Origin of the sequence: Pseudomonas izuensis (assembly GCF_009861505.1) — a bacterium.
GTDB classification, from domain to species: domain Bacteria; phylum Pseudomonadota; class Gammaproteobacteria; order Pseudomonadales; family Pseudomonadaceae; genus Aquipseudomonas; species Aquipseudomonas izuensis.
The window spans coordinates 54235-71348 of the sequence record NZ_WTFT01000025.1 but is presented as its reverse complement, the minus strand read 5'-3'; the positions used below and the strand labels follow the sequence as shown (position 1 = coordinate 71348).

The 17114-nt window shown below is 55.0% G+C and carries 13 protein-coding genes; 7 read left to right on the top strand and 6 right to left on the bottom strand.

Annotation, left to right across the window (positions count from 1 at the left end):
• Positions 1–643 precede the first annotated feature (643 nt).
• The 5 genes from GPL81_RS20305 to GPL81_RS20285 all read left to right on the top strand — a co-directional run bounded on the left by GPL81_RS20305 (position 644) and on the right by GPL81_RS20285 (position 8609).
• On the top strand, positions 644–2290 hold the full coding sequence (locus tag GPL81_RS20305) for a DUF1302 domain-containing protein (RefSeq protein ID WP_160108163.1): 1647 nt from the start codon (positions 644–646) through the stop codon (positions 2288–2290).
• 111 nt (positions 2291–2401) lie between these two features.
• The gene (locus GPL81_RS20300) at positions 2402–3487 is read left to right on the top strand and encodes a YCF48-related protein (protein ID WP_160108162.1); all 1086 of its coding nucleotides are present in this window, start codon (positions 2402–2404) and stop codon (positions 3485–3487) included.
• Positions 3488–3517: 30 nt separating this feature from the next.
• Positions 3518–6061: an efflux RND transporter permease subunit gene (locus tag GPL81_RS20295; protein ID WP_160108161.1), complete on the top strand. Its 2544-nt coding sequence runs from the start codon at positions 3518–3520 to the stop codon at positions 6059–6061.
• Between the two features lie 12 nt (positions 6062–6073).
• Positions 6074–7531: an MFS transporter gene (locus GPL81_RS20290; protein WP_160108160.1), complete on the top strand. Its 1458-nt coding sequence runs from the start codon at positions 6074–6076 to the stop codon at positions 7529–7531.
• A 37-nt stretch (positions 7532–7568) separates the two neighbouring features.
• Entirely contained in the window at positions 7569–8609 is a 1041-nt protein-coding gene (locus GPL81_RS20285; protein WP_160108159.1) for an MDR family NADP-dependent oxidoreductase, read from the top strand.
• A 60-nt stretch (positions 8610–8669) separates the two neighbouring features.
• Here the strand turns inward: GPL81_RS20285 and GPL81_RS20280 are convergent, their stop codons facing one another.
• The 6 genes from GPL81_RS20280 to GPL81_RS20255 form a co-directional block, all read right to left on the bottom strand.
• Complete coding sequence (locus GPL81_RS20280; protein WP_160108158.1) at positions 8670–9983, bottom strand: MFS transporter; 1314 nt, start codon at positions 9981–9983, stop codon at positions 8670–8672.
• 36 nt (positions 9984–10019) lie between these two features.
• Positions 10020–11213, bottom strand: coding sequence for a M20 aminoacylase family protein (locus GPL81_RS20275; RefSeq protein WP_160108157.1), 1194 nt, complete (start codon positions 11211–11213; stop codon positions 10020–10022).
• 116 nt (positions 11214–11329) lie between these two features.
• A complete protein-coding gene (locus GPL81_RS20270; RefSeq protein ID WP_160108156.1) occupies positions 11330–12265 on the bottom strand; it encodes a LysR family transcriptional regulator in 936 nt (311 codons plus the stop codon).
• Between the two features lie 56 nt (positions 12266–12321).
• On the bottom strand, positions 12322–13305 hold the full coding sequence (locus GPL81_RS20265) for an aldo/keto reductase (RefSeq protein WP_160108155.1): 984 nt from the start codon (positions 13303–13305) through the stop codon (positions 12322–12324).
• Positions 13306–13345: 40 nt separating this feature from the next.
• Positions 13346–13744, bottom strand: a complete 399-nt coding sequence (locus GPL81_RS20260; protein ID WP_160108154.1) for a nuclear transport factor 2 family protein — start codon at positions 13742–13744, stop codon at positions 13346–13348.
• Between the two features lie 196 nt (positions 13745–13940).
• Positions 13941–14387 (bottom strand): hypothetical protein, encoded by a 447-nt coding sequence (locus GPL81_RS20255; RefSeq protein WP_160108153.1) that lies wholly within the window; start codon positions 14385–14387, stop codon positions 13941–13943.
• 526 nt (positions 14388–14913) lie between these two features.
• Between GPL81_RS20255 and GPL81_RS20250 the strand changes: the two genes are divergently transcribed.
• Both GPL81_RS20250 and GPL81_RS20245 read left to right on the top strand, forming a co-directional pair.
• Complete coding sequence (locus GPL81_RS20250; protein ID WP_218585660.1) at positions 14914–15465, top strand: MFS transporter; 552 nt, start codon at positions 14914–14916, stop codon at positions 15463–15465.
• A 154-nt stretch (positions 15466–15619) separates the two neighbouring features.
• A complete protein-coding gene (locus tag GPL81_RS20245) occupies positions 15620–17089 on the top strand; it encodes a carbohydrate porin (RefSeq protein WP_160108152.1) in 1470 nt (489 codons plus the stop codon).
• The last annotated feature ends 25 nt before the right edge of the window (positions 17090–17114 follow it).

Genomic DNA, 17114 nt, shown 5'->3' with positions numbered 1-17114 from the left:
ATGAATAAATCTGGACAGGAGGGGGAGGCAGGGCTGCGTCTATGTCTATAGATGATTGCTGTTTATCTGGTTCGCGATTTTTTGCGACCGAACGAACAATGGGGTGCAGATCATTCCTACCTCACATGGTGGAGGTATGGATCTGAAATTTTAGAGTTGGCCGGCTAGATTGGCGTCAGTACTGCCATTGAATGTCGAGCCCGCGACGGCATGCCTGCTCGGGAAAGCTTGGCCCTAGTCGAGCAACTGAATCCTCGAGCTAGTGAATTGTCGAGACGATGGGTGATGCATTGGCGAGAAGGTAAGCATCGATCTATAGCCAGGTTCCGGCCTGCTGCGCAGTAGCCCCTCCCCAAAAACCACAATTTCACGGGTATCCGAGCTCCGGTTTTCCCTTCGCCCGTATTTATTTCCTGCCTGCACCTGTCTAGGTCGCCCTCTTCCGTTGGGGAGGGCTGACAAGTAATCCCTGCTGCAAAAGCGTGCAAAGCAAAAAAGCGACTCCTCGCGTTGACGCATAATCATTTATAGGATTAGGATGATTAACACGATAGGGCGGGAGGGACCTGACCTGATTCGCAAGAGCTCGACGAGAAAAAAACACTCCGCATAACAACATCAACAAAAGTGTTTGGAGGTTCAAATGAGTTTAAGCAAGCTGCCAGCCTTATTCGGCAGAGGCTACCGTGACGCGTTTCAGACCGCCGGCGTTGTGCTTGCGGTGGGGATGGTGGTGCCAGCGCAAGCCATGGATATCAACACGGGTATTGATGGCCTGAGTGCACGTTTCGACAATACGTTGCGCTACAACCTGGGTTACCGGGTCGACGGGCGTGATCGGCGAATTGCTAACACTGCGACTGCCGACGATGGCGATTTCAAGTTCGACAAGGGTGATGTCGTCACAAACCGTATCGACCTTTTGTCCGAGCTTGAGCTGGATTGGCAGAATCAGTTTGGCCTTCGCACATCGGGTACTGCCTGGTATGACCAGGCCTACGATGATGATGACGTCAAGAGCAATCCGAACCTCCCCGGTGTTTCGAGTTACGACAACAACAAGTATTCGTCGTACACGAAGCGTTACTACAATGGGTTCTCCGGCGAGCTCCTGGACGCCTTCGTCTATACCAACCTGACCGTCGCCGATCGGCCGATCAACATCAAGTACGGGCGCCACGTGGTGTACTGGGGTACATCTTTGTTCTCCCAGGGCGGTATCGCATACAGTCAGCACCCAATCGATGCGAAAAAGAGCGCAGCAACCCCAGGTACCGAGACGCGTGAAACCTTCCTGCCTCTCAATCAGGTGTCATTCCAGAGCCAGATCACGGACAACGTTTCATTCGCCGGTCAGTACTACCTGGACTGGGACCATATTCGCGTTCCAGAAGGCGGCACTTATCTGGGCTCGGCAGACTTCCTGCTTGATGGTCCCGATCGTCTCGGTGGCGTAGGTCCTACTGCCAACTTCCGGGTAGAGGATCCGCTTGAACCGAACAGGAAAAGCGGTAACTGGGGTGTGGCTACGAAATGGACCATTCCGGAGCTCAACGCCACCACGTTTGGTCTCTACTATCGTGAGTTCGATGAGAAGAACGGTTTCTGGGTAATGCGTGATCCGACTGCGCCGACCCATCTACGTGCGGTTTTCCCCCGCGACACCAAGCTGATCGGCGTGAGTATGGACACGACCATCGGTAGCTATGCAGTAGGTGCAGAAATCATGACCCGGCGTAACGCGGGCCTTAGCTCTGTCGGCTTGTCCTCCGGTAACGAGGGTGCGCGAGGCAATACTTGGCATGCCTTGGTCAATACCATTGTTTCTTTGCCAAACACGCCACTTTGGGACACCGGTACGTTTACTGCGGAGTTGACCTATGACTATCTGGACAAGGTGACTGACAATGAAAACCTGTTCAACGGTGAAAATACCGTGGGCTGTCCGTTGGGCAAGAAGGCAGGTTGCGCAACTCGCGATGCGGTAGGTTTCAACATCTCGGTTAAACCTCAGTACCTGCAAGCGTTCCCGGGTGTCGATCTGGGTATTCCGTTGACCCTGGGTGGTGGTCTGAACGGTAACACGGCGGACTTTGGTGGTACCAACGAGGGGCTGTACACCTATTCGGCGGGCATCGAGGCTGATATCCGCAGGGCAGTTACGGCATCGCTAGTTTGGGCAGACTCCTCGGCAGACATCGTGCGCAATGGTACGGCTTACACCGGTGCCGGTGCCTGGCAGACCACCGACCGTGGTCGAGTAACCCTGACCCTCAAGACTTCCTTCTGAGCTGTTGTATAGCGCACCACAGTAATAGGGGTCGGCCTGGCCGGCCCCGCACGTGATAGCGGCTGGATCACCCGGCACGATAAGAATAAAAGCGGTAGAGGTGAATTCGACATGAAGAAACAATGGATGGGTTGGTGTATTGCCTGGTCTACGTTGTTGATTGTTCATATGCCATTCGCAGCAGATCCGGTTTCTGTCGATCCCCTCGAAGTACCGGCCTTAATGAGCAAGATGGCGGCCTCGACTCAGTTAGTCGACATCGCCCATGCCGGCCAACGCCTAGTAGCAGTTGGTTGGCGCGGGCACATTTTGTATTCCGATGATCAAGGCAACACTTGGCAACAAGCCAAGGTACCAGTTGGCGTTGACTTGACAGCAGTGAGTTTTCCTAGCCCGCTGCACGGTTGGGCAGTAGGGCATGGCGGGGTCATTCTGCACAGTGACGACGGCGGTCAAAGTTGGGTTAAGCAACAAGACGGCATCAGCACCGGCAAAGGCATGGCCAGTTATTACCAGCAGCGTCTTGACCAGGCCACTGCAGACGATAAACCGATGTACCAGAGCCTGGTTGATCAGACCCAACTCAACTACGGCACAGGCCCCGAGCAGCCGTGGCTCGATGTGTGGTTCGAAAATGACCAACAGGGCTATGTCGTTGGCGCCTTCAACTTGATCATGCACACCAATGACGGCGGAGTGAACTGGATCCCGGTGCTCGAACAAGTCGACAACCCGGACAGTCTGCATTTGGGGGCAATAGCTCAAATAGCAGATCACCTCTATATCGCTTCCGAGCGCGGAACTGTGTTCCGTCGCGAAGGTGGGCGATTCGTTCCCAGCAGTACCGGCTACAAAGGAACGTTCTTCGGCGTGGTCGGCAACGACCATGTCGTTCTTGCCTATGGATTACGTGGCACGGTCTACCGCAGCCTTGACCAAGGTCGTAGCTGGCACAGGGTCGACACGGGGGTAAGCAACGCGCTGACCGGTGGCGCTGTGCTTGCGGACGGACGCATTGCCCTGGTCAGTCAAGGAGGGCAGTTGTTGATTGCATCTCCAAGCGCCGACCGTTTTTTCGCTGTACCGCTTTTGGGCGGCGCGCCGTTAGCCGGCATCGAAGCCCTCGACGCTCGTCGAGTGGCATTGGTTGGTAGTAACGGAGTCCAGGTCCAGCCTTTACCGGCATCCGGCAGCTGAACCACCCCGTCTGACTGAATTGGAGCAATCATGGCTGTCAACACCGAAGAACTGCGCCTGCCTGTGGTGCGTGAACTCAAGGACTTCGACCAACACTCCGGCAACCGGTTGGAGCGGCTGATATTCAACCATAGAATCTGGGTGATCCTGCTGGTCGCGGCCGTGACGGTGGTGCTGGGCTTTCACGCCACGCGCCTGGCTGTACAAGCGCGTTTCGATGACATGATTCCGCAGTCGCATCCTTACATCCAAAACTATTTCGCCAATAAATCCGAACTCAAGGGACTGGGTAATTCCCTGCGTATCGTCGTGCAGACTGAACAAGGCGATATTTTTGGCAAGCAGTATCTGGAAGTAGTGCGGCAGATCAACGATAAGCTTTTCCTCACGCCTGGGGTGGACCGCGCCTTCATCCGCTCGTTGTGGACACCGATCGTGCGCTGGACCGAAGTCACCGAAGAAGGCTTTAGCGGTGGGCCCGTGATGCCGTTCAACTACGACGCTTCGCCGAAGGCGTTGGAGACATTCAAGCAGAACGTGATGCGAGCTGGCTTGCGCGGTAATCTGGTGGGGAAGGACTACAAGTCCAGTATGATCTTCGTGCCACTTCTCGACGCATTGCCTGAGACAGGTGCACCGCTGGATTACCGTGTTTTGTCGACATTGCTGGAAAAGGAGGTACGCGACAAGTTCCAGTACGCCGCTAATGTCGAGCAGCAAGTTGCCCAGGTGGGGCAGGGTGGTCCTTACAAGATCCATATCATCGGCTTTGCCAAGCTGGTCGGCGATTTGATCGATGGGTTGGTTCAGGTGATGTTCTTCTTTGCTGTCTCGGCAGCGATTGCGACCCTGGTCATTTACCTCTATACCCGAGACTTGCGCAGTACTCTATTACTGGTGGGGACCGCCGCCATTGGGGTGGTCTGGCTACTGGGCTTGCTGCAATTGCTGGGTTACGACCTCAACCCCTATTCCATTCTGGTACCGTTCCTCATCTTCGCCATCGGCTTGTCCCATGGCGCGCAGAAAATGAATGGCATCATGCAGGATGTTGGCCGCGGTACACATAAGTACGTTGCTGCCCGCTATACCTTTCGACGTTTGTTTCTTGCCGGACTAACGGCGTTGATTACCAACGTGGTGGGTTTTGCGGTGTTGATGATCATCGATATCCCGGTAATTCGCGATTTGGCCATGACCACCAGCTTGGGTGTCATGGTGCTGATCTTTACCAAGTTGTTCTTTATTCCAGTGGCGCTCTCTTACACCGGGGTCAGCGAAAAAGCTGCCTTGCGTAGCCTGCGAGAGCGCGGTGACGGTAGGGCTGGCGCCTTTGGACTATTGCTGCGTTGTACAGAACGTCGTTTTGCGCTGCCGCTGGTGATCGGTGCTGTCGTTGTAGGCGGTGCGGCAGCCGCGGTCAGTTTGACCAGCCTGAAAATGGGCGACCTCGACCCCGGAGCGCCGGAATTGCGCCCGGACTCGCGCTACAACCGCGACGTGGCCTATGTCAATGAGCACTATGGGCTCTCCAGCGACCAGTTTGCGGTGATCGTCAAGACCAGCAAAGATGGCATGCGTCGATATGATTCGCTGGTAGAGCAAGACCGCCTGGCCTGGGAATTGGATCAACTGCCGCAAGTGCTGATGACTTCGTCGGTGGCCGGTGGTATTCGCCGGGTGGCTTCGAGCTCATTCGAAGGCAATCCAAAGTGGGGGACCATACCGCGTAACGAGCAGACATTTGGCAACGTCACGCAGAACCTGCTGGTGGGTAATCCCGAGCTGATGAATCCCAACGGCAGTGTCGCGCCCGTGATTGCCTATCTCAAGGATCACAGTGCCGATACGCTCGACGCCGTGGTCAAAACCACCGAGGCCTTTGCCGCCAAGCACAACACTGTCGATCGTCAGTTCTTGCTCGCAGCCGGTCCGGCGGGTATCGAGGCTGCCACCAACATTGTGGTCAAACAAGCGAATTACCGAATCCTCGGTCTGCTCTATGCCGCCGTTGTAGTGTTGTGCCTGATCACTTTCCGCAGCTGGCGGGCCGTAATCGTGGCAATGGTTCCTCTAGTGATCACCTCGTTCCTGTGTGAAGCGCTGATGGTGATGCTTGGTATCGGCGTCAAGGTAGCGACTCTGCCGGTTATCGCCTTGGGGGTCGGGGTCGGTGTGGACTACGCGCTCTACTTGCTCAGTGTGCAATTGGCCGCCCAACGCCGTGGTGTGCCGTTGACCGAAGCCTACGGTCTGGCCCTGAATTTCACTGGCCGTGTCGTGGCGTTGATCGGGGTGACCATGGCGGCAGGTGTTATCACCTGGGCGTGGTCGCCGATCAAGTTCCAGGCAGACATGGGGATCCTGCTGACCTTTATGTTCCTGTGGAACATGCTCGGTGCGCTGACTTTGATACCTGCGCTGTCGTATTTCCTGCTGCGTGATGTCGGGAAGGAACTACGTCAACCGCAAGTTGCTGAAGGGATGGCGCATGTGACGCGCCTGGAGCGCATCGAATCGCCCGCCGAGGTTGGTGGCGAGCTGCAAAAACAACCGCTGGTCTTGCGGGGCTGAGGAGTAGTGACGATGAGCGCACAACCTAATCGAGGCTGGAAGAGCGTAATTGCTGCGCTGATGTTGGCTGAAATTGCTTCGGCCTTTGAAGTCAGCATGGCCTTTGCTGCACTGCCGACGTTTTACAAACTATTCAACGACCCAGCTCTGGTGGGCTGGGTCATCACGGCCTATCTGCTGATGGCAGCAGCAGCCGCGGCCATTTGCGGTCGAATCGGTGACATTTACGGGCGAAGCCGTGTTTTGATTGCGATGCTGGTACTTGCGGCGGTTGGTTCGTTGATCAGTGCGCTGGCCGATAGTTTGGAGATAATCGTGCTGGGGAGGGCAGTGCAGGGTGTTGCAGCTGCTGTGACCCCGCTGTGCTTTGGCCTGGTTCGCGAGAATTTGCCTCAGGACAAGGTGCCGTTGGGTATCGGTATTGTGGCCGGGACCATGTCTACTGCAGCCGGCGTGGGTTTTGTGGTGGGTGGCTTGGCCATCGACTACCTGACCTGGCACTGGATTTTTTATATCAGTACTATCGCTGCAGTGATCGGATTGATCCTGGTGAGTTTGTTGCTGCCACCTTCACCGCGCAAGCCACAGGGTGAACACTTGGACATCCTGGGTGGAGTGATGTTCGCACCCGCAGTGGCGGGACTGCTGTTCGCGCTAACCAAGGCACCTGCCTGGGGCTGGGCTGATTCGCGTACCCTGGGCCTGGGTGGCTGCAGCCTGGTCTTGTTGCTGTGTTGGGGGGTGTATGAGTGGCGGCATCCCACGCCACTCATTGACGTGCGGCTGTTCCGTAATCGCCAGATCGCCCTGACCAACTTGTGTTATGTGTTGATTTCACTCGGCGCCATGCAGTTTGCGCAAGTGTTGTTCACACTGCTGCAACAGCCGACCTGGACAGGTGTGGGCCTCGGAGTGGCGGCAACCATGGCAGCCATGATCAAACTGCCTTCATCTCTAGTCGCGATCGTTGCCTCCCCGTGGGGCGGTTACATCTCTGGTCGTCATGGCGCGCGGCGGGCCATGCTCTATGCAATGTGCTTTATGATCAGCGGTTGGGCGGCATTGACCATTCACCACAGCACCATCTGGTTTGTAGTACTGGCGGTGATGGCCAACGGTATCGGTGCAGCCATTGCCTTCAGCGCTATCCCGAACCTGATAGTGGAAGTGGCACCGGCTCAGCGGATCAGTGAAATCACCGGTTTGACCCAGGTGATCCGTACTACTTTCATGGCAGTGGGCGCCCAGATGGTTGCTTTCATTTTTGGCGCTTACTCCATCACCAGCAGCGAGCATCCCGGTACCTTCCCGAATGAACAAGCCTACACCACGGTATTTGGCATCATCACCCTGTTGAGCATGGCCTGCCTATTGGTGTGTCTGGCCTTGCCTAGGAGAGGTTCCCCTGGGTTCGCAATGCAACCTGGTGACAAACAATCCGGGGAAGTACAGGCTAAGGCGACTACTTGAAGGTCAGCGACTGGTAACCCCTGGAAGGAGATAGTTCATGCCGGAATCATTGATGCCAGACAACAGCATCATTCGTCTTAACCGCGTTCCGGAACCCGGCGTATTACCAGCAGATATATTTGAACTGGTCACTGAACCGATGCCAGAGCTGCGCCCTGGACAAATCCTGGTTGAAATCCTCTATCAGACCATCGATGCCGGTAGCCGCGGTATGTTGGACAGTGCCAGCGGGTATGTTTTCACTGTGAAACCGGGGGATCGTTTACCGGCTTCCGCCAGTATCGGTCGGATTGTCAGAAGTCATTCAGATCAGTACATCGAAGGTGCGCTGGTACGGTTGTTTGGGGGGACGCGCCAGCGCTACCAGCGCATCGATCCGAACCGTTGTGTCGGGCTTCAAGTGCTGGAGTCAGACGTTCCGGAGCCGATACACTACTTGGGCATCCTGGGCATTACCGGGTTTACTGCCTGGCTGGGTATCACCGATATTTGCCGGCCGGCTCCCGGCGAGACCGTGTTGATTTCTGCCGCAGCAGGAGCTGTAGGCAGCGCCGCAGGCCAGTTTGCCAAAGCCATGGGCGCGCGGGTCGTGGGCATTGCCGGCGGTGCGATGAAGTGCCAATACGTCCGCGAGCACTTCGGTTTCGATGACTGTGTGGACTATCAGGCTGTCGACTTTACCGAACGCCTGACAGAGGCATGCCCACAAGGCGTGAACAGCTATTTCGAGAATGTGGGCGGTTCTGTCCAGCAGGCGGCGTTCGCGTTACTGCGCGATTTCGGTCGCGTGGCGATGTGTGGCCAGGTCGCGCAGTACAGCGGTTCAGGCGAAGTGCCAGGGGCCAATCTCATGACCGTGGTTACACGACAGCTTGAGGTACGTGGTTTCCTGGCTCATACGCACTACCACAGACTGCCTGCGTTCATGGCCCAGGTCGGGCAGTGGTATCGTGAAGGCAGGCTCTTTCAACCCTGCGACGTGGTTCAGGGCATGGAAAACCTGCATGAAGCCATCAACTCATTGATGGAAGGGCGCAATATTGGTCAACAGGTGCATCAGCTCGCGGCGAGCTACTGATCATATTGTGTGGCGCCGGCGGGTGGCCAACGGCGCCAGTCAACCTTTAACCTGGAATGATCAACTCTTTCCAGACGAGGGGGTAAGTTGCCCAAGAGCAGCCGATACCTGCCTGGTTTCGCCTTCGGAAACGTGCATCTGTTGAAGAGTCAACTCGGGTTTGATTCCAACGAACCCCAGTAGTGCGACGCCTAGCGTACAGATCCCAAAGCTTGCGATTGCTACTTCGAATCCATGGGCGATGTCATTGCCATTCAATGCAATCAATTGTCCGACGAGTGCAGGCGTTGCGATGCCTGCTGACGTTTGCACGGCATTGTGGATGGCCAGCAATGATCCCCTTTGCGGTGTCGGCGTGAAATACGCAATCAGAGTCATGCTAAAGCTTGGCAGTGTCGCTAACAAAGCGGTTGCCAGAAACATCAGGGTCAACTTCACAGCAGATTGATCGCTCATCGCTATCGCGGCCAACATCGCACCACCGCAGGCACAGCAGAGCAACGGTGGCACAACCAGTGCGCGGAACAAGCTGGCACCTCGTTTATAGGCACGCTGAGCCAGCGCTGGAACGATTAGCCCGCAAACGATGGCCATTGTCGTCATGCTCAAAAGATAGGCACTGAGTGCCTGGGTCTGAAGTCCCATCCCCTTTTTCAGGTAAACGATCGTCCAGCTAAAGCCGAGGGCGGCAGGGGTGTAGCAGAAGAACGCCAGCAGAGTCAGGCAGATGAATGTGCGATTCAGCAATAGCCGCCGATAGAAAACCCTCTGGTTGTCAGGCGCAGCGCTCTCAGTCTCGCTGTGCTGGTTGCCTTCGCAGCCAAAAGTCAGCCATAACAGCATCCACAGAAACCCTGCAGCAGCAAGTACCAGGTAGGCCGCGCGCCATCCCAATTGCTCGATGGCAAAAGGCAATATCAACGCACCGATCAGGCTGCCGATCATGATCGAAGTGTAGATTAGCGAGGAGGGAAGCATCCGTTCGCAGGGTTCGTACCATTTGAATGCCGCGTGCTGGGTGACTGCTGTTGCGGGTCCGGTGCCAGCGCCAAGTAGCACCCGACTGGCAATCAGGGTAGCCAGTTGACTGCTGAATGTAACCATTGCTTGTGCGGCCATCCAGACGACTGACATGCCGATCAGGATCCAGCGCGTCTGAATGCGATTGGCCAAGAATCCCACCATGATTCCGCTCAAGGAATACAGTAGGAAAAAAGCACTGCCTACCATGCCGTACTGTCCGGGCGTCAGGTGCAGTTCATCGATGATTTGCACGCCCGCGAAGGCAAAGATAGTTTTATCCAATGCACTGATGATCATTACTACCATCAGCAGTGCGACGATGATTTGACGTTTTTTAAGATATTGAGTCATGTTGATCGCCTCCTGGCGACTGCACAGAGTCGAGTATCAAACCAGGTAGGTCTGTACCAAGCGGGCCCAGTAGCTGGCGCCATAAGCGATGATCTGATCGTTGAAGTCATAACCAGGATTGTGCAAGCCATGCACCTGACAGCCGGTGGCAGCACCGTCGCCGTTACCGATCGCAACGTAGCAGCCGGGCTTGTGCTCGAGCATCCAGGCAAAATCTTCGCTGCCGAAGCTGCGGTTACCTGAGTGGGTGATGAGATTTTTCTCTCCCACCAACGCGGTGATGACCTTTTGCGCCAAAAGGGTTTCCTGCTCACTGTTGTTAAGGCAAGAAACCAGCGGGCGATAATCCATTTCCAGATCCATGCCATGGATCATTGCCACACCTTGAGCAACTTCACTGATACGTTGCTTCAATTGAGCACGTACTTGTGGGTCGACCGCTCGGATGCTGAGTTTTAGTGTGGCGTGGGCGGGAATGACATTCGGTGCATCGCCGGCATTCAGGGCACCGACTGTAATAACTGCGGCGTCCGTTGCAGCAATGCTGCGTGACACGATGGTTTGCAAGGCCAGCACCATTTCGGCGGCCGCAATGATCGGGTCTTTCGCCAGGTGAGGCATTGCACCATGACCACCTTGGCCGATCAGACGGATGACCGCCTGGTCTGACGAGGCGCCCAGCGTACCACTGCGAGCGGAGAAGCAACCCACGGGCAAGCCGGGGGCATTGTGCAGTGCATACACGGCATCGCAGGGAAAGCGTTCGAAAAGACCGTCCTCAATCATACGTACCGCACCGCTAAGAGTTTCCTCCGCGGGTTGAAATATCAGGTTAAGCGTTCCGTTGAAGTTTTGATGTTCGGCCAGATAACGGGCGGCGCACAGCAGCATCGCCGTATGCCCGTCATGCCCGCAGGCATGCATCTTGCCGATGTGTTTGCTCTGATAGAGCAATGCGTTGTCTTCCTCGATGGGAAGGGCATCCATATCGGCACGCAAACCAATGGCGCGCGGTCCTTCCCCGGTCTGCAGAACGCCGACAACACCAGTTCCGCCAACGCCTTCCTGGACTTGGTAGCCCCATTGGCGGAGGTACGTAGCCACCAGTTTGCTGGTCTCGCGTTCCTCGAACCCCAGCTCAGGGTATTGATGAATGTGCTGGCGAATAGAAGCGAAATCGCTTTGCATTGCTTCGATTTCAGGAATGAGTCCAAGGGGCTGCGCGGTCATGCGTGAATCTCCGTTGAGTAAGGCGGGTGATTCGCAGCATGCCAAGCTGTGGCGTCGTGGAATAATCGTCAATACGTATGGGTATAGGTTTTTTGCATAGCGAAGTTAGAACGCGTTCAGCGGACCAGCATTTCGTCAGTGGGCTGGTGTTGCTCAATGGCACAGCGGGTGCCATGGAACTCATAGATGATATCTTCCGCCAAGGCGGCTGCTTCCCTAGTAAGCAGTCCCATTTCTCGACTGACCATGGAGAAGGTAAACGATGGGACTGGTTCAATCAGCTGCAAAACCTGTAGGTGGTTGCGTAGGTCACCCAATGCCATCCCGCGCTTGGACCAGAAGCTGACCGCGTCTGTACGCATTGCCAACTCCAGGTACATGACCAGTGAAGAGCAGGTCATCAGGTTGTCCGGTGGCAGCAGTTGTTGATCGGCGAACATCGTGGACACCGGCGAGTCTTCAATGCGATCGGGCAATATCCAGTCCAGCTTGCGGATGTCGTGTAGTGCACGCAATTTGCTTTTGGGGTGATCTTTGCGAACGGCCAGGACGCCCGGCTCCTGATACAACTTCACAGATTCGAAACCTTCCAGAGTGCGTGTGTTTGAATGCGATGTCAGTATCAGATCCAATCTCCCTTCACGCAGTCCTTCGAGCAATTTAGTCGGGCGTAATTCTTCGATCTGCAAACGGACTTGAGGATGGCGTTGACGGAATCTAGCTACGCAATCGACGAACCTTGTGCTCGGGGTGACTGGTGATACTCCAAAGATCACGCTGCCATCCATGGCACCCTTGAGCGTGTCTATCTCTTGTTTCGCGCGGCGAACTTCCTCGACAATCAGCCGTGCCCGAGTGACTAGGTGCTCACCGTACTGTGTGAGTGTGATGCCGCGATTTGAACGCACCAACAAGCTAACGCCCAGCTCCGCCTCGAGTTCCTTGATGCCGCGTGACAGTGAAGGCTGGGAGAGGTGCAGGGTTCTGGACGCTTCCAGGATGCTGCCACTTTCACAGATGGCCAATAATGCGCGAAGCTGATGGATCTTCATGGCGTCAACCTGGGGCTATTGGCAGAAAGGTTTGCTTTAAGTAAACAACTCTCTGATCAGTTGAAGCCAGCAATTGCATGTGGAACGTACGGTGCTTCCAGACGCTGCCTTTCTTCAGGGGTCAATTGCAAGCGCAGTGCGGCGATGGCATCGGTCAGATGATGGGGCTTCGAGACGCCGATCAATGGCGCGGTAATACCAGCGCTCTGCCTGACCCAGGCCAACGCGACCTGAGCCCGCGTTACACCCCTTTCGGCTGCGATGGCTGCCACTGTTCCTACAACCTCACGATCAGATTCGGCAGTTCGTTGGGTGTAATAGGTCTTTCCAACGTCATCGGCTCGCGCTCGTTCGCTGCTTTGGTCCCAATCTCGCGTCAGTCGGCCGCGTGCCAGCGGACTCCAGGGAATTACTGCGATGCCCGCATCACGACAGAAGGGGATCATTTCTCGCTCTTCTTCGCGGCTGATGAGGTTCAGCTGGTTCTGCATTGACACGAATGGAGTCCAGCCGTGGCGTTGCGAGGTGTAAATGGCTTTGGAAAATTGCCAGGCGTACATGGACGAGGCGCCGAGATGCAAAACCTTGCCCGCTTTGACGAGGTCGTGGAGGGCTTCCAGGGTTTCCTCGATGGGCGTGTTGTAGTCCCACCGATGGATCTGGTACAGGTCGATGTAGTCGGTGCCAAGACGCTTCAGGCTATTGTCTATTTCATTGAAAATAGCTTTGCGCGACAGGCCCCTGGCATTGGGTGCGTGCCGTGAGTTGAAATAGACTTTGGTGGCAATTACCACCTCATCGCGTTGAGCGAAATCGCGCAGTGCACGGCCGAGAATTTCTTCAGAGTGGCCATCGGAATAGACATTGGCAGTGTCGAAAAAATTTATACCGCTTTCTACTGCCAGCCTTATCAATGGTCGACTTGTTTCTTCGTCCAGAGTCCAGGATTGAGCTCCGCGATCAGGTGCCCCGTAAGTCATGCAACCCAAAGCCAGAGGTGAGACTTCAAGACCGGTGTTGCCGAGTTTGATGTAGTTCATTTGGGCTCCAGAAAGGGTTGATGTCGCTGCAATGAATCACTCAGGGCATCATGGGTTGAAGCTTTCGCTCGGAAAACTTCCAGCCTTGCTCGGTATGCACATAGCGATCGGTATATCGCAATGTGGCAGCCAGTAACCAACGTTCATCGGTGGCGCGGAGAGCCAGCATGTCCATACTGCCGGAGGCTTGACCTGGAGAAGTGACTTCGATGAGCGGATTCATAAATAGATGGCGAGTCTTTCCGGGTTTCAAAGTTGCCAGCAACCATTGCTCGATTTCGGCATGGCCTACGCAGCGCTTAGTAGGCAGAGCCAGTACGCCGTCGCTGGTAAACAGAGCCGCAAAACACGCAATGTCCGAGTCATCAGCCGTTTGTGCGTAGCGTGCGATCAGGTGGCGGATCTCACGTTCGGCCACCAGTGTTTCGATGAGCTCCATGGGTAATTCCTATTAGGTTTACGGGGCGGTGTTGGCAGGGTAGGAATATATGGATAAATAGTAGCAATTATATATATGAATAATCGGCGCATCGTCAATCGCTACGCACGGGCGAAAACGCCCTGCCATCAATCTGGTGCGGGTGGGGTAGCGTAGGGCGTGACGTCGAGGCTGGATCGAAATGGTCTCGACTAATTCACATCGACGCTTGCTTGATATCTCCGCAGAAAATATCGGCATTGCCATCGGCGGGTGTTGTTCGCACGACGATAGAGTATTTGCCCGAAAGCAGGTCTGGCATTGTGATAGGTGCGTTTCTTGAGTAAGTCCAAGCGCGCGCTCTTGCCATGCGTTCAGTATCGATCCGATCATTCATTGCGTATGCGACTGGCCCAGGTTGCTGGCAGCTACCGCTATAGATGAAGGTATAAAGACGCAACGGCAGGGAGGCTCCATCTGGTACACCACCGATGAAGAAAGTGAAGCCGGTTTGAGTACCTTGGCTTACCAGCGTTGTATTGGCAATTTGGCCGGCGTTCCGTGTGGTGGCTGCCAGAGGAAGGGTCACTACAGGGTTTGAAGTGGTGCAACCGAGCGTGCTCGTGGTGACCAGCAGAACTATCAGTTGGCATCTGAAATTCATCGTCGGCTTCCAGTTAGCCCAGGATGGGGAACGACGGGAAAGACTCTTCAAGATGAATGAAAGCCAAATTGCTTTCTAGGCAGCCATTCTGGATCTCACCAGTTTAGTCGAGCCATGACCATTCGCTACCTTACGTCAACTGCTGTTGATATTGTTGGCGTGTAGACGTAGGCTCGAAAAAACTCAGAACCGGGTTCCAGGTTCAAACGACAACAGTTCTCACCCAAATTGATAACTCAACTGCCGCCGAGTTTTCCATTTGATTTGGGGCCTGATGTGGCCGGAATCACCCATGTGAAGCGTTATGTCCCAGTTGCGGGAGGTCATTCCTGCTAAAGAGGAGGGGTACCCCGGCACGTGCGGTTCCAAGGCTCGCCAAACGACCAGCAGGCTCCGGGTGTCAGTTCGTGCACCATTACAATAATAAAGAAACAAAGAATGAAACGTTGGTCAATATTTGTCGGATGCTTTCCCGGGATGAGTATCGCGCCGCCCGCCATTCTGCTGATTCCGCTGGGTTTGTTCATTGAAGTCGGTGGCAGGGGAGTTCGGCGGGTCCCGTACCGATTTCTCTATCATCCTTTCGACCGCTACCATCTGCAGCGCTCTGGCGATGACGCTGGCCGGCTACCTAGTAGACCGCTTCGGCACGTTTGTCGCGATCACGGCGTTGAGTGTTGACTTGAGCAATTTGGCGAGTTATCCGGCCTTTCTGTTCTTGACCCAGCGCTGGTTCGACAAACATCTGAGGCTTGCCTTTGCCATCACCTCGTCGAGCCTCGCGGTGGACACCGGCGGATTTTCTTACCTTATTTCGCAGAACATCGAACTGCATGGCTGGCGTGAGGCTTTTGTGATCGGTGGGGCGATTGCCCTGCTAATTGCCCTGGTCAATCTCGCCGTGTTTGTTCGCGACAACAACAAGGCGCCGATTCATCTCATTGCCCGTCGATTTGGTCGCCTGGCTTACGCGCGAGTCATCGGCAGCGCCTTTTCGGCCACGCTAGTAGGAGCCATCATCGGCCCCATCGTGCTGGGTATGGTTTTCGATAAATTCGGCTCTTACCCATGGGCTTAATGCTGTTTCCGGGCTCTACCGGTCTTTGCGTATGGCTTGCTTTGCCTGTCAGCCAAGTCGCCGCAACAAGCATGAACCTCTACCGCTGCCAAAGTGACATAGCGCGGTGCAATAACGTTATCTTCTGAATAAAAAATAATAATTAGGAAATAGTATGCGGCCCAACTCAATCGGGATGAACCGAATTCGTAAGTGTGCGCCTTTGTTTATACGCGTTACGCTCGCGGCATCCCTGGCTATATGGGCAGCTCATTCGCTGAATGCTCGCGCTGAAATAACGACGACCAAACAAGATTTAGTCGTGCAGGTTGCCCCAGAACTGAAGCTGCCGGTTTCCTCTTTTGAGCAGGCGGTAGGACAGAAATCACTGCCTGACAGTCAACTGCTTGGCCATATTATCGAGAGAAAAAAGCAGTTCGCGAAAATCGATGCATTGGTAGAGCACGGCCAACTGACCGAGTTGCCACCGCCGTCCGAAAGTATCCTCGGTGATGCTGGTGGACTGCGCAATGACCTTGCCGAGCACGGCATCGGCTTCAACATCCTGAATATTTCCAATTTTACCAATAATTACCTCGATCACGATCGGCATAATCCGCAAGCCTATAGCGGCGAACGTCCGACTTACTCGTCGATACTGGTGGCAGGATTTACCTATGACCTGGGGCGAGTAGGCCTGGAAAATGGCCAGTTCATTTTTGGGGTTGGCAGTTACTACTCCAGCTGGGATGAAGTGAATCCATCCTCGAAATTTAGTTACACGCGCATCGCCTACTACCAGAGCCTGTGGGATAAAACCGTCGAATTCAAGATAGGTGTGTTGCCCAACGAACTGGAGTTTATCGGCCCGTTCACTGGCGGCACGTTAGTAGGTGGTACGCAGGGTCTGCAGGCGCTCATTCCCTATCAGGTCGGTTTGAACCACGCCCCCATTTCCAGCCCTGCAGCCAATGTGACCCTGAACGTCGGTAACTTCTACAACAAGTTTGGTGTGCAACGCAGTATCAGTCCTGACGGTATGGGGGCGGAGATCGACCGCCATCTCGGTGAGCTTGATTTGCACGTGGATCATGCCGGCGCGCTTTATATTGATGAGCTTGGCTTCAAGCGCAACGCGACCCCAAGCACCCCGTATGCGTGGTTGCGTGCCGGTTACATATACAACACGTCGGACTACACCCAGTTTTTAAGCAGTGAACGTAGTGGCAATAATTACGCGGGTTACGTGCTGGGTGACTACCAGTTCTATCAGTTCGATAGCGCCATCGCCTCACGCGGTCTTTATGCCGGCTTTACCTGGATGTCGGCACCGGAAGATCGCAATTTGTTTGATCTGTATTACGGCTTCCGCGTGTTCGCAAAAGGGCCGATGGATTCGCGCCCGTTCGATATGGTGACGCTGGAATACGGTTACACCAGCTACAGCGACAACGCCAACAAGAAGCTCGATAATTACCATGTGTCGAACGCTGACGATTCAAGGTCTACATCGCTTGCTTACAACATGCGCCTAGCTGCCGGTACGTATTTACGTACGGGGCTTAGCTACGTCGAACATCCGTCATTCAGTCCGGATGTCAAAGATGCACTCAACCTGCAAGTCGGCCTGACGTTGTTTTTTTGATGTGTTCTACAGCTGGACAGAGTAG

Coding starts and splice junctions, on each gene's coding strand:
- GPL81_RS20285 (WP_160108159.1), top strand. CDS start 7,569: ATGCCGGAATCATTGATGCCAGACAACAGCATCATTCGTCTTAACCGC.
- GPL81_RS20260 (WP_160108154.1), bottom strand. CDS start 13,744: ATGGAGCTCATCGAAACACTGGTGGCCGAACGTGAGATCCGCCACCTG.
- GPL81_RS20245 (WP_160108152.1), top strand. CDS start 15,620: ATGCGGCCCAACTCAATCGGGATGAACCGAATTCGTAAGTGTGCGCCT.
- GPL81_RS20265 (WP_160108155.1), bottom strand. CDS start 13,305: ATGAACTACATCAAACTCGGCAACACCGGTCTTGAAGTCTCACCTCTG.
- GPL81_RS20255 (WP_160108153.1), bottom strand. CDS start 14,387: ATGAATTTCAGATGCCAACTGATAGTTCTGCTGGTCACCACGAGCACG.
- GPL81_RS20305 (WP_160108163.1), top strand. CDS start 644: ATGAGTTTAAGCAAGCTGCCAGCCTTATTCGGCAGAGGCTACCGTGAC.
- GPL81_RS20280 (WP_160108158.1), bottom strand. CDS start 9,983: ATGACTCAATATCTTAAAAAACGTCAAATCATCGTCGCACTGCTGATG.
- GPL81_RS20270 (WP_160108156.1), bottom strand. CDS start 12,265: ATGAAGATCCATCAGCTTCGCGCATTATTGGCCATCTGTGAAAGTGGC.
- GPL81_RS20290 (WP_160108160.1), top strand. CDS start 6,074: ATGAGCGCACAACCTAATCGAGGCTGGAAGAGCGTAATTGCTGCGCTG.
- GPL81_RS20275 (WP_160108157.1), bottom strand. CDS start 11,213: ATGACCGCGCAGCCCCTTGGACTCATTCCTGAAATCGAAGCAATGCAA.
- GPL81_RS20295 (WP_160108161.1), top strand. CDS start 3,518: ATGGCTGTCAACACCGAAGAACTGCGCCTGCCTGTGGTGCGTGAACTC.
- GPL81_RS20300 (WP_160108162.1), top strand. CDS start 2,402: ATGAAGAAACAATGGATGGGTTGGTGTATTGCCTGGTCTACGTTGTTG.